Here is a 10,694-nt window from a genome sequence, read left to right as displayed (position 1 = left end):
TACCTCCCGTCCGCACTATTTAAGGGAAATAGAAAAAAGACAAAAAATTAAAAATAAGAAACTGAAAGGGAAATTACAATGGAACGAATCATTCATGGAGATGTCTTATCACCAATCTTGGCTTATATGCGCCTAAAGGGGCAACACAAGGTTATCCTAGAGAGCATTCCGAGAGACAAGGAAACCGCTCGTTTTTCTATCCTAGCCTATAATCCAGTTTTTGAGATTCAGTTTGAAAATGGGGTCCTCTATCAAAATGGGCAAGTGATTGATCGGGATCCCTTGGATTTCCTTTATGAAGTGACTCATAAGAGCCAACACCATTCAGATCTCCCTTTTGGTGGGGGAGCTATTGGCTTTGTCGGTTACGATATGATTTCTCTTTATGAAGAAATTGGCCAAATCCCTGAGGATACCATTGGAACGCCAGACATGCATTTCTTTGTCTATGAGAGTTATATGGTCTTTGACCACAAGAAAGAAAAAATTCATGTCATAGAGGATGCTCTTTATAGCGATCGCAGTCAAGAAGATTTGGAAAAAGCCTTGAACCAAGTGCTTGAGGAATTACGCATTCCTGCTCCAAATGAATTTGAAGATTTGGATCTATCTCCGTTGAACTTCAAACCGCATATCGCTCCTCAGAAGTTTGAGGAAATGGTGGAAACTTCTCGTGACTTGATTCGTAATGGTGATATGTTCCAATGCGTGCTCAGCCAGCGTTTCTCAGCAGAAGTTACTGGAAATCCATTTGACTTCTACAGAAATCTCCGCGTGACCAATCCATCTAATTACCTCTATTTCTATGATTTTGGGGATTATCAAATCATCGGTGCTAGTCCTGAAAGTTTGGTTTCTGTCAAAAATGGCATTGTGACAACTAATCCGATTGCGGGAACGCGACCAAGAGGAGCTACGGATGAAGAGGATAAGGCCTTGGCGACAGACCTGCTTTCTGATGAGAAGGAAACAGCAGAACATCGGATGTTAGTAGATTTGGGACGCAATGATATTGGTCGCATCTCTGAAACGGCCAGTGTTCAAGTCACCAAGTATATGGAAGTGGAGCTCTTCCGCTATGTCATGCATTTGACCAGCGTGGTCAAGGGACGTTTGCTTCCAGGCCTCACTGCCATGGATGCCTTGAAAGCTACACTTCCAGCTGGAACAGTGTCAGGAGCACCAAAGATTCGGGCCATGAGACGGATCTATGAACTGGAAACGGAAAAACGAGGCCTATACGCAGGAGCAATCGGCTACTTGTCTGCGACGGGTGATATGGATTTAGCCATTGCCATCCGAACTATGATTCTCAAAGATCAAACAGCCTATGTGCAGGCTGGGGCAGGGATTGTCTATGACTCCATCTCCCAAAACGAATACCAAGAAACCATTAACAAGGCTAAATCTATGACTAGAATTGGAGAACTAAGACCATGATTTTATTGATTGACAACTATGATTCTTTTACCTATAACTTGGCGCAGTACATTGGGAATTTTGCAGAAGTGCAGGTCTTGAGAAATGATGATTCCAAGCTGTATGAAGAAGCTGAAAAAGCAGATGGTCTGGTCTTTTCTCCCGGTCCTGGTTGGCCAGTGGATGCCGGAAAGATGGAAGACATGATCCGTGACTTTGCTGGCAAGAAGCCGATTCTTGGGATTTGTTTGGGCCACCAAGCCATCGCAGAAGTCTTTGGTGGAAAGCTAGGTTTGGCTCCCAAGGTCATGCATGGGAAACAGAGCCATATCAGCTTTGAAGCGCCATCTGTTCTCTATCAAGGCATTGAGGATGGTCGTCCAGTCATGCGTTATCACAGTATTTTGATTGAAGAAATGCCAGAAGGCTTTGAAGTGACAGCTCGTTCGACTGATGATCAAGCTATTATGGGAATTCAACACAAAAGCCTGCCGATTTATGGTTTCCAGTACCATCCAGAAAGTATCGGAACGCCAGATGGCTTGTCTTCTATTCGGAATTTTATCGAGAAGGTTGTAAAGTGAGGAAACTAGGATGAAAGAGATTATTGAAAAACTAGCAAAATTTGAACATTTATCAGGTGTGGAAATGACGGACGTCATTGAGCGTATCGTAACTGGGCGTGTAACCGAAGCGCAGATTGCTTCTCTCCTTTTAGCTCTTAAGATGAAGGGGGAAACACCGGAAGAGCGCACAGCCATTGCACAAGTCATGAGAGGGCATGCCCAACACATTCCAACTGAGATACATGATGCAATGGACAACTGTGGTACAGGTGGGGACAAGTCTTTCAGCTTTAACATTTCAACAACTGCGGCCTTTGTCTTGGCTGGTGGTGGCATTCACATGGCTAAGCACGGTAACCGTTCGATTTCTTCTAAATCGGGTTCGGCAGATGTCCTTCAAGCATTGGGCATCAATCTTGACCTCAAACCAGCTGAACTAGGTAAGGTTTTTGATAAAACTGGCATCGTCTTTCTCTTTGCTAAAAATATGCACCCAGCTATGAAATACATCATGCCAGCTCGTTTAGAACTAGGAATTCCAACGATCATGAACTTGACTGGTCCACTGATTCACCCAATGGCCTTGGAAACACAGTTGCTTGGTATTAGTCGTCCAGAACTTCTAGAAAGCACTGCTCAGGTTTTGAAAAATATGGGTCGTAAACGTGCCATCGTGGTTGCTGGACCAGAAGGCTTGGATGAAGCTGGTTTGAATGGAGCTACCAGCATTGCCCTTCTTGAGAATGGCAAAATCACCTTGTCAAGCTTTACTCCAGAAGATTTGGGGATGGAACGCTACGCTATCGAAGATATCCGTGGTGGCAATGCTCAGGAAAATGCAGAAATTTTGCTCAGCGTTCTTCAAAACGAACCAAGTCCATTCTTGGAAACGACAGTTTTAAATGCTGGTCTTGGTTTCTATGCCAATGGTAAGGTAGCTAGTATCAAGGAAGGAGTTGCCTTGGCTCGTCAAGTAATTGCTAGTGGCAAGGCCCTTGAAAAGCTCAGACTGTTACAGGAGTACCAAAAATGAGTCAGGAATTTTTAGCACGAATTTTGGAGCAGAAGGCGCGTGAGGTCGAGCAGATGGAGCTGGAGGAAGTCCATCCCTTGCGCCAGACCTATCGCTTGGCAGCATTTTTGAAGAATCACCAGGACCGTTTGCAGGTAATCGCTGAAGTCAAGAAAGCTAGCCCTAGTCTGGGAGATATCAATCTCGATGTGGATATTGTGCAACAGGCCCAGACTTATGAAGCGAACGGCGCAGTGATGATTTCGGTTTTGACAGATGAAGTTTTCTTTAAAGGGCATTTGGATTATTTACGTGAGATCTCCAGTCAGGTAAACATTCCAACGCTCAACAAGGACTTTATCATCGATGAAAAGCAAATCATCCGTGCTCGCAATGCCGGCGCGACAGTTATCTTGCTAATTGTCGCTGCCTTGTCAGAAGAACGCCTCAAGGAACTGTATGACTACGCGACAGAGCTTGGTCTGGAAGTCTTGGTGGAGACTCACAATCTAGCTGAACTAGAGGTAGCCCACAGACTTGGTGCCCAGATTATTGGGGTTAACAACCGCAACTTGACCACCTTTGAAGTCGACTTGCAGACCAGTGTAGACTTGGCCCAGCACTTTAAGGAAGATCGTTATTACATTTCTGAATCTGCTATTTTCACAGGGCAGGATGCGGAACGCGTTGCACCATACTTTAACGGAATTTTGGTGGGAACAGCTCTCATGCAGGCAGAAGATGTAGCCCAGAGAATCAAGGAGTTGCAGATTGACAAAGGTTAAGATTTGTGGATTGTCGAACAAAGAAGCGGTAGAGACAGTCGTATCAGCAGGGGCAGACTATATCGGTTTTGTCTTTGCACCTAGTAAAAGACAGGTGACCTTGGAAGAGGCTGCAGAGCTGGCAAAGCTCATTCCTGTTAACGTTAAAAAGGTTGGTGTATTTGTTTCACCAAGTCGGGCAGAATTACTAGAAGCGATTGACAAAGTTGGCTTGGACTTGATTCAAGTTCATGGTCAGGTAGCGGATGATTTGTTTGAGGATTTATCTTGTGCCAGTATTCAGGCTGTGCAGGTGGATGGAAATGGTCATGTGCCTAATTCTCAGGCGGATTATCTCCTCTTTGATGCCCCTGTGGCTGGGAGTGGTAAGACCTTTGACTGGGGTCAACTGGATACGTCTGGACTAGCCCAGCCATTTTTCATCGCAGGTGGGCTTAATGAAGACAATGTAGCAAAAGCAATTCAACACTTTACTCCCTATGCAGTAGATGTATCGAGTGGAGTGGAGACAGATGGACAGAAAGATCATGAAAAGATTAGAAGATTTATAGAGAGGGTAAAGCATGGCATATCAAGAACCAAATAAAGATGGATTTTACGGAAAATTCGGCGGACGTTTCGTCCCAGAAACATTGATGACAGCAGTTTTGGAGTTGGAAAAAGCCTACCGTGAAAGTCAGGCAGACCCAAGTTTCCAAGAGGAATTAAACCAGCTCTTACGCCAGTATGTAGGACGTGAAACTCCCCTTTACTACGCAAAAAACTTGACCCAGCATATCGGAGGAGCCAAGATTTACCTCAAACGGGAAGACCTCAACCATACAGGGGCTCACAAGATTAATAATGCCTTGGGACAGGTTCTTCTGGCTAAACGCATGGGTAAAAAGAAAATTATCGCTGAAACTGGTGCTGGTCAGCACGGTGTGGCAACTGCAACAGCTGCAGCCCTCTTTAACATGGAATGTACCATCTACATGGGTGAGGAAGATGTTAAACGCCAAGCCCTTAATGTCTTCCGTATGGAGCTTTTGGGAGCCAAGGTTGAGGCTGTGACTGATGGTTCGCGCGTGCTCAAGGATGCGGTCAATGCAGCCCTTCGTTCATGGGTAGCTAATATCGATGATACCCACTATATTCTTGGTTCTGCCTTGGGGCCTCATCCATTCCCAGAAATTGTTCGTGATTTCCAAAGTGTCATTGGTCGAGAAGCTAAACAACAGTATCGCGATATGACAGGTCAAGATCTGCCAGATGCCCTAGTAGCCTGTGTTGGTGGTGGTTCTAATGCTATCGGTCTCTTCCATCCCTTTGTAGAAGATGAGTCTGTAGCCATGTATGGGGCTGAAGCAGCAGGACTTGGTGTGGATACAGAGCACCACGCAGCTACCTTGACCAAGGGCCGTCCAGGTGTTCTTCACGGTTCCCTCATGGATGTGCTCCAAGATGCCCATGGTCAAATTCTTGAAGCCTTCTCTATCTCAGCAGGTTTGGACTATCCTGGTATCGGTCCAGAACATTCACACTACCACGATATTAAACGTGCCAGCTATGTTCCTGTGACAGACGAAGAAGCCTTGGAAGGATTCCAACTCTTGTCTCGTGTGGAAGGAATTATCCCAGCCTTGGAATCTAGCCATGCCATTGCCTTTGCAGTGAAATTAGCCAAAGACCTCGGACCAGACAAGTCTATGATTGTCTGCCTATCTGGACGAGGGGACAAGGATGTGGTTCAAGTCAAAGACCGCTTGGAAGCAGATGCAGCAAAGAAGGGAGAAGCCCATGCCTAAGACACTAACAGAAAAATTGAATGCTATCAAAGCAGCTGGAAAAGGAATTTTCGTTCCCTATATCATGGCTGGAGACCACGAGAAAGGTTTGGATGGTCTCGGTGAAACAATCCACTTTTTAGAAGATTTGGGTGTTTCAGCCATTGAAGTGGGTATTCCCTTTTCAGACCCTGTTGCAGATGGCCCTGTTATCGAAGAAGCAGGTTTGCGCAGTCTAGCTCATGGGACTTCTACCCAGGCTTTGGTTGAAACCTTGAAAACCATTCAGACTGAGGTGCCACTGGTCATCATGACCTACTTCAACCCCCTCTTTCAGTATGGTGTTGAGAACTTTGTCAAAGATTTGGCAGATACAGCCGTTAAGGGTTTGATTATCCCAGACCTGCCTCATGAGCATGCCAACTTTGTAGAGCCATTTTTAGCAGATACAGACATGGCCTTGATTCCCCTAGTTAGCTTGACCACAGGCCTTGAACGACAAAAAGAATTGATCAAGGGAGCAGAAGGCTTCGTCTATGCTGTTGCCATCAATGGGGTGACAGGGAAGTCAGGAAATTACCGTGCAGACTTGGACAAGCACCTGGCGCAATTGCATCAAGTAGCTGACATCCCAGTCTTGACAGGATTTGGTGTGTCTAGTCAAGAAGACGTAGAACGCTTCAATGCGGTGTCAGATGGTGTTATCGTCGGTTCGAAAATTGTAAAAGCTCTCCACCAAGGAGAGCCAATTGAGGACTTTATCAAACAAGCAGTAGCTTACCAAAAATAATCACGCAAGCAGCAAGTAAGAGGAAAGGCACAAAAGGAAGTCTTTCCTTTTTCTTTTGAGAATATAAGTTCATGAATGACAGTTGAATATTAGTTTGGGTATTGCTTATGAATGGTATCTATATAGTTGGTGAAATGTTTTAGGAAATGCTTAGGAGATATAACAGTGATGTATTTTCCAAAAGCAAGCAAGGTATTGTATCCCCAATCATTGTCGTTTAACGGATAAGTAATCTCGTAAATATCGCTATTAATAGGTTTTATGGCATTATAGCCTAAGAGTTCCACAAATCGATCAAGAACAATTTTCTGGACATGCAGGATGACAGGTACTTTGTTTTCATTCATCCAAGCACCACCATCATAGGGAAGTGCTGTAAAATGTCTTTTTGAAAAAGTATCGGAGAGAGTAAGTTCACTAATTCTAGCAACTTTAAAAACAGAAAAACGCGCTTTATCAGTATCGTAGGCATCCATATACCAACTCCGGTCCTTATAGACAATACGGTAAGGCTCACAATTTTTTTGACTCACCAGTCCTTGTGAATTAATATAGGAAAATTTTATTTTTACTCTACCTCTGATAGCTTCCAATAACTTAAAAATCAAAGTTCGTATTTCCAAGTTCCCTTGAGATAGAGATAAATCAATTTCGAAATCAGAGTATGTATTGGTAGCATTTAATTTCAATATAGCATTGAAAGTAGAGGCATCTTCCAATACTTGATAACGGCTTTTTAAACCAGATTCGATCGAAAGCCTTTCGGATTGGGTCAGGGGAGATTTATCAGTTTGGAAGTCTTCCATAAGAAAAATGCCTCCATTTTTTCCTTTCATTACATAGAGAGGAATGCCTGCAAGAGATAAATCATCAATATCTCTCATAATAGTTCGTGTGCTGACTTTAAAAAGTTCTGATAATTCTTTAGCTGTTGTTTTTCGTTTATTTACTAAATGAGAAATAATCCCCATTTGACGGTCGATTTTCATAATTTTCTCCTTAAATATGACAGATAGTTGTCATATTACTTTTGTTATGATTATACCATAAAGAAAGGAGTTCATATAATGAAACATCAAACTAAACCATCGTTTACCTTAGTTGGCAAGAGTATTTTGATAGAAGGAACTACAGTTCATGAACATCACTATTCTAAAGAGAAAACGGCATTCTATACTCAGTTATTTAAAGAAGGAATGCTAGGAAAATTGATGCCCCATTCTCTAGATAAAAGAGGCTATGCTTTGATAGTTCCTCATAAAGATGGTATACAATACTACGCAGGAGTTGCGGCAAATAATGCTGTGGCAGGTTACGAAAGCATTCTTGTCCCAGAGAAAGATTATTTAGTAAGCTCAGCCAGTGGTGATAAATCAAGACTCTTGTTTGATAAATTGGAGGATAACTTTTTTGAGGGAGAATATAGCTCGCTTTACAATGATGGAATTATCTTAGAAATACTTTTAAACGGTAATCCCATGGATGCAGAAGTTGAGCTTTGGGTTCCCAATTCAACAAACTAATAAGAACTGATAGAAAATTATTATAGTCGCAGCAAGTAAGAGGAAAGGCACAAAAGGAAGTCTTTTCTTTTTCTTTTGCGAAAGAAAGGCTAAAATCCCTGCTGCCGAAGAGAACTGAATCAAGATGAGTAATTCTGTCACACTAAAAACGAGCGCACAAGAAGCCAGAAATAGAAAATCTCCTGCTCCCATGCGGATATCGATAAAATGGGCCATGATTCCGAGGACAAGGAAGAAAATCATAACCAGATTCCAGCCAGAGCAGGCCATGAGGATTAGGTGGAACGTCAGCCAGACTAGTAAGGGATATTCCTGATGGCGAAAGTCGTAGATGCCCAAGGTTGAGCCAGCAGTGATTAGGATGGCTTGACCCAAGGAAATCCAACCCAAAGACCAAGTCAGAAAGAGGAGTCCTAAGCCGAATTCAAAAAGGGCATACCAGAATGGATAGCGAATCTTGCAGTAGCGACAGCGAAAGCGATTGAAGACCTGCGAGAGAATAGGAATCAAATCTGAGGGACGCAAGCGAGTCTGACAGGAATCACAGTGACTAGCCGGTCGAATAATGGATTGCTCAGGAAAACGGTCAATGACCAAACCCAAGAAGGAAGCGAGAATGCTCCCGACAAGAAAAAAATAAAGATCAATCATACTTATCTATTCGTAAAAAATAGAAGAAGTAGTATAATAAAGAAACATTGATAAGATGGTGAGGTCAAGATGACAATTCGTTTTGAAGAAAATGTGAGCATAGAAAATGCTCAGCTCGTATGCCAATGGTCCAACTCCCTTGGCAAATCCTTTCAAGAACAATGGATGGGAACAATGATTCCTTTTCCCTTAACAATTCAAATCTTGCAAGATTTGAAAGGAATCTTTTCAATCTTTGATGGACAAGAGTTTGTGGGGCTTATCCAGAAAATCAGGCTAGAAGACAGGAATCTTCATATCGGGAGATTTTTTATCAATCCCCAGAAACAGGGGCAGGGCTTAGGTAGCCAGGCTTTAAGGAAATTTGTTAGTTTGGCCTTTGAAAATGAAGACATAGACACTATTTCTCTAAATGTCTACGAGGCAAATCAAACAGCTTACAAGCTTTACCAAAAAGAAGGATTTGAAACCGTTCAAATGGTTGAAGTACCTATACGAAAATACCTTATGAAAAAGTTTAGGTAGAAAGCAAAAAAGCCTTGGTTCCCAAAGCTTTTTTATGTTATAAACTCATTAAAATAATCCCCAGTTAGATTTGGAATATTTTTTATTCTGTGTCATATAAAAATAAATAAAATGAATGGCTATAGCTAGAGCTAAAATGGTTGTTATACTCACTACTATTATAGGATTAGAAGCAAAGATTAAAGAGAGAATCAAGGCAGCCAGATAGAGTGTCGCTTGGACACAGTAGTAACTTTTCGAATAGCGAAGATAGTGTTTGTTATGGGGCCCATTTACTAGGACAGCAGCTTGAAAGAGGCCAAATCCGATATAAGAGAAGCTGGTTGCAAAGAGACGATTAGCTTCAGGATTCAGAAGAAAACTCATCGAAACGGTCATCATCATAAGTCCAATGAAAATAGGATAGTGACTGTAAATTAGAAATAGTCCCTTTTGATTAGATTTTTCATCAATAGCATGGTCGAATTGACCAAAATAAAACAAGAACAGAGAAATCATAATAATGAAATAAAGAACCGAATAAATCGAGAAATTCTCGATTGTAAAGAAGTTAGCTAGCTCCGTAATCATCTCTCCAAACGTAATAATGACAAGAAGGGAGATGCGCTCGATTAAATGGGGGAGATTTACCTGGTAATGCTTATCTTTATTAAGCAAGATACTTGGCATAATAAATGTTAGCAGAATACTAGCAAATAAGATATAGACTCTAAGGTAAATAGGAAGAAGAGCTGCTAGATAGAATCCTAAACTTCCTAGACCTGTTATCCATAGAAAACCTTTGATACTTTCCCGATTAGCATCATCGGTTGATTTTCTAAAAAATTCAACCAAATATTGAAAAAATAAGGTAAGGGTTAATGTACCAATAGCCCAACAGAGATAATGAAAATATTGTTGCCAATCAGGTCCAATCATATTGGCTATAAAGAGTAAAATTCCCATTTTGATAAACATGATTACTATGTTAAATAAAGAGTTCTTTCCATAGCGATTGGTATAATCGGTTTGAATCATCCAGGAATCGATGAGAAACAAAGTAGCAATGAAAAAATCAAGGAAAGAATTCCAAGTCAAAATACCGTTATGAAGATGGTCAATTAAAGTAGTTACTTTTGAAATTGCAAAAACAAAAACTAGGTCATAAAAAAGTTCTGAAAATTCTACACGTTTATGTTTAATAAGAGTTGTCATCTTAAGACATTTCTATTTTAGAAGTACAATTTATTATAACATAAAATGGTAATAAAAAAAAAGGAGATGCTTAAATAACTTCATGTGACGCGAATGAACTGCGCCACAAAAGTTAGGTTTTTTCTGTCTAACTTTTGGGGTGCAGTTCAGAAGGGGTGTTTTTTCTATCGTTTTTTAGTGCTAAGACTACACAAAAAAGCCTTGATTCCAAGGCTTTTCCTGTTGTATGTAGATGCCCCCATGGATTTGGGAGACTATATCATCTTGAAAGTAATTAAAAAGTTGAAATTTAAGTGATTTTCGGAAGGTACTTTTAGGTATTTCAATGTCATGATTTAAAAATGGGGCAAAAGTGGGGCAAAAACCATACAGATTCTAAACTGTATGGTTCTTTTTTTATCTAACCAAGAAAGGTTAAAACTTATTAAAACAAATGCAATCAACTGTTGAAAACTTTTTAGTC

At 41.4% G+C, this 10,694-nt stretch carries 12 protein-coding genes and 1 pseudogene; 9 read left to right on the top strand and 4 right to left on the bottom strand.

All coding sequences use genetic code 11. From position 1 onward, the window contains the following. Nucleotides 1–78: 78 nt before the first annotated feature. Genes trpE through trpA form a run of 7 tightly spaced genes read left to right on the top strand, consistent with a single transcriptional unit; the run spans nucleotide 79 to nucleotide 6,338 of the window. Complete coding sequence (gene trpE, locus GMD5S_RS0205915; protein WP_000439662.1) at nucleotides 79–1,440, top strand: anthranilate synthase component I; 1,362 nt, start codon at nucleotides 79–81, stop codon at nucleotides 1,438–1,440. After that, on the top strand, nucleotides 1,437–2,003 hold the full coding sequence (locus tag GMD5S_RS0205910) for an aminodeoxychorismate/anthranilate synthase component II (protein ID WP_000601924.1): 567 nt from the start codon (nucleotides 1,437–1,439) through the stop codon (nucleotides 2,001–2,003). Before trpE ends, GMD5S_RS0205910 begins: the two co-directional genes overlap by 4 nt. Before the next feature lie 10 nt (nucleotides 2,004–2,013). Then, nucleotides 2,014–3,018: an anthranilate phosphoribosyltransferase gene (trpD, locus tag GMD5S_RS0205905; protein WP_000658672.1), complete on the top strand. Its 1,005-nt coding sequence runs from the start codon at nucleotides 2,014–2,016 to the stop codon at nucleotides 3,016–3,018. Beyond that, nucleotides 3,015–3,782, top strand: a complete 768-nt coding sequence (trpC, locus tag GMD5S_RS0205900) for an indole-3-glycerol phosphate synthase TrpC (RefSeq protein ID WP_000076527.1) — start codon at nucleotides 3,015–3,017, stop codon at nucleotides 3,780–3,782. Before trpD ends, trpC begins: the two co-directional genes overlap by 4 nt. Next, a complete protein-coding gene (locus GMD5S_RS0205895; protein ID WP_000169870.1) occupies nucleotides 3,769–4,368 on the top strand; it encodes a phosphoribosylanthranilate isomerase in 600 nt (199 codons plus the stop codon). Before trpC ends, GMD5S_RS0205895 begins: the two co-directional genes overlap by 14 nt. After that, on the top strand, nucleotides 4,346–5,569 hold the full coding sequence (gene trpB, locus GMD5S_RS0205890) for a tryptophan synthase subunit beta (protein WP_000331276.1): 1,224 nt from the start codon (nucleotides 4,346–4,348) through the stop codon (nucleotides 5,567–5,569). Before GMD5S_RS0205895 ends, trpB begins: the two co-directional genes overlap by 23 nt. Continuing rightward, on the top strand, nucleotides 5,562–6,338 hold the full coding sequence (gene trpA, locus GMD5S_RS0205885) for a tryptophan synthase subunit alpha (protein WP_001127017.1): 777 nt from the start codon (nucleotides 5,562–5,564) through the stop codon (nucleotides 6,336–6,338). The genes trpB and trpA overlap by 8 nt, the downstream gene beginning before the upstream one ends. Here the strand turns inward: trpA and GMD5S_RS10895 are convergent. Continuing rightward, a pseudogene (locus GMD5S_RS10895) lies at nucleotides 6,310–6,396 on the bottom strand (prepilin peptidase); the annotation flags it as partial. The gene trpA and the pseudogene GMD5S_RS10895 sit on opposite strands and share 29 nt — an antisense overlap. Before the next feature lie 31 nt (nucleotides 6,397–6,427). After that, nucleotides 6,428–7,327 carry a helix-turn-helix transcriptional regulator gene (locus tag GMD5S_RS0205880; RefSeq protein WP_000687281.1) on the bottom strand — a complete coding sequence of 300 codons (900 nt, stop codon included), beginning with the start codon at nucleotides 7,325–7,327 and terminating at the stop codon, nucleotides 6,428–6,430. A 78-nt stretch (nucleotides 7,328–7,405) separates the two neighbouring features. Here GMD5S_RS0205880 and GMD5S_RS0205875 point away from each other — a divergent pair, with 78 nt between their 5' ends. Continuing rightward, entirely contained in the window at nucleotides 7,406–7,861 is a 456-nt protein-coding gene (locus GMD5S_RS0205875) for an effector binding domain-containing protein (RefSeq protein WP_000682684.1), read from the top strand. On the opposite strand, the gene GMD5S_RS0205870 is transcribed toward GMD5S_RS0205875, so the two are convergent. Beyond that, nucleotides 7,850–8,512 carry a prepilin peptidase gene (locus GMD5S_RS0205870; RefSeq protein ID WP_000566520.1) on the bottom strand — a complete coding sequence of 221 codons (663 nt, stop codon included), beginning with the start codon at nucleotides 8,510–8,512 and terminating at the stop codon, nucleotides 7,850–7,852. The two genes, GMD5S_RS0205875 and GMD5S_RS0205870, sit on opposite strands and share 12 nt — an antisense overlap. Before the next feature lie 69 nt (nucleotides 8,513–8,581). On the opposite strand from GMD5S_RS0205870, the gene GMD5S_RS0205865 reads away from it, so the two are divergent. Further along, entirely contained in the window at nucleotides 8,582–9,037 is a 456-nt protein-coding gene (locus GMD5S_RS0205865; RefSeq protein WP_000155440.1) for a GNAT family N-acetyltransferase, read from the top strand. 48 nt (nucleotides 9,038–9,085) lie between these two features. On the opposite strand, the gene GMD5S_RS0205860 is transcribed toward GMD5S_RS0205865, so the two are convergent. After that, nucleotides 9,086–10,231, bottom strand: coding sequence for a low temperature requirement protein A (locus GMD5S_RS0205860; RefSeq protein ID WP_000209247.1), 1,146 nt, complete (start codon nucleotides 10,229–10,231; stop codon nucleotides 9,086–9,088). Nucleotides 10,232–10,694 lie beyond the last annotated feature (463 nt).

It is taken from the genome of Streptococcus sp. GMD5S, from assembly GCF_000298715.2.
Lineage (GTDB): Bacteria > Bacillota > Bacilli > Lactobacillales > Streptococcaceae > Streptococcus.
Note: the sequence above shows the minus strand (reverse complement) of the source record. Positions and strands in the feature narration are given on the sequence as shown.

Coding starts and splice junctions, on each gene's coding strand:
- trpE (WP_000439662.1), top strand. CDS start 79: ATGGAACGAATCATTCATGGAGATGTCTTATCACCAATCTTGGCTTAT.
- GMD5S_RS0205910 (WP_000601924.1), top strand. CDS start 1,437: ATGATTTTATTGATTGACAACTATGATTCTTTTACCTATAACTTGGCG.
- trpD (WP_000658672.1), top strand. CDS start 2,014: ATGAAAGAGATTATTGAAAAACTAGCAAAATTTGAACATTTATCAGGT.
- trpC (WP_000076527.1), top strand. CDS start 3,015: ATGAGTCAGGAATTTTTAGCACGAATTTTGGAGCAGAAGGCGCGTGAG.
- trpB (WP_000331276.1), top strand. CDS start 4,346: ATGGCATATCAAGAACCAAATAAAGATGGATTTTACGGAAAATTCGGC.
- trpA (WP_001127017.1), top strand. CDS start 5,562: ATGCCTAAGACACTAACAGAAAAATTGAATGCTATCAAAGCAGCTGGA.
- GMD5S_RS0205880 (WP_000687281.1), bottom strand. CDS start 7,327: ATGAAAATCGACCGTCAAATGGGGATTATTTCTCATTTAGTAAATAAA.
- GMD5S_RS0205875 (WP_000682684.1), top strand. CDS start 7,406: ATGAAACATCAAACTAAACCATCGTTTACCTTAGTTGGCAAGAGTATT.
- GMD5S_RS0205870 (WP_000566520.1), bottom strand. CDS start 8,512: ATGATTGATCTTTATTTTTTTCTTGTCGGGAGCATTCTCGCTTCCTTC.
- GMD5S_RS0205865 (WP_000155440.1), top strand. CDS start 8,582: ATGACAATTCGTTTTGAAGAAAATGTGAGCATAGAAAATGCTCAGCTC.
- GMD5S_RS0205860 (WP_000209247.1), bottom strand. CDS start 10,231: ATGACAACTCTTATTAAACATAAACGTGTAGAATTTTCAGAACTTTTT.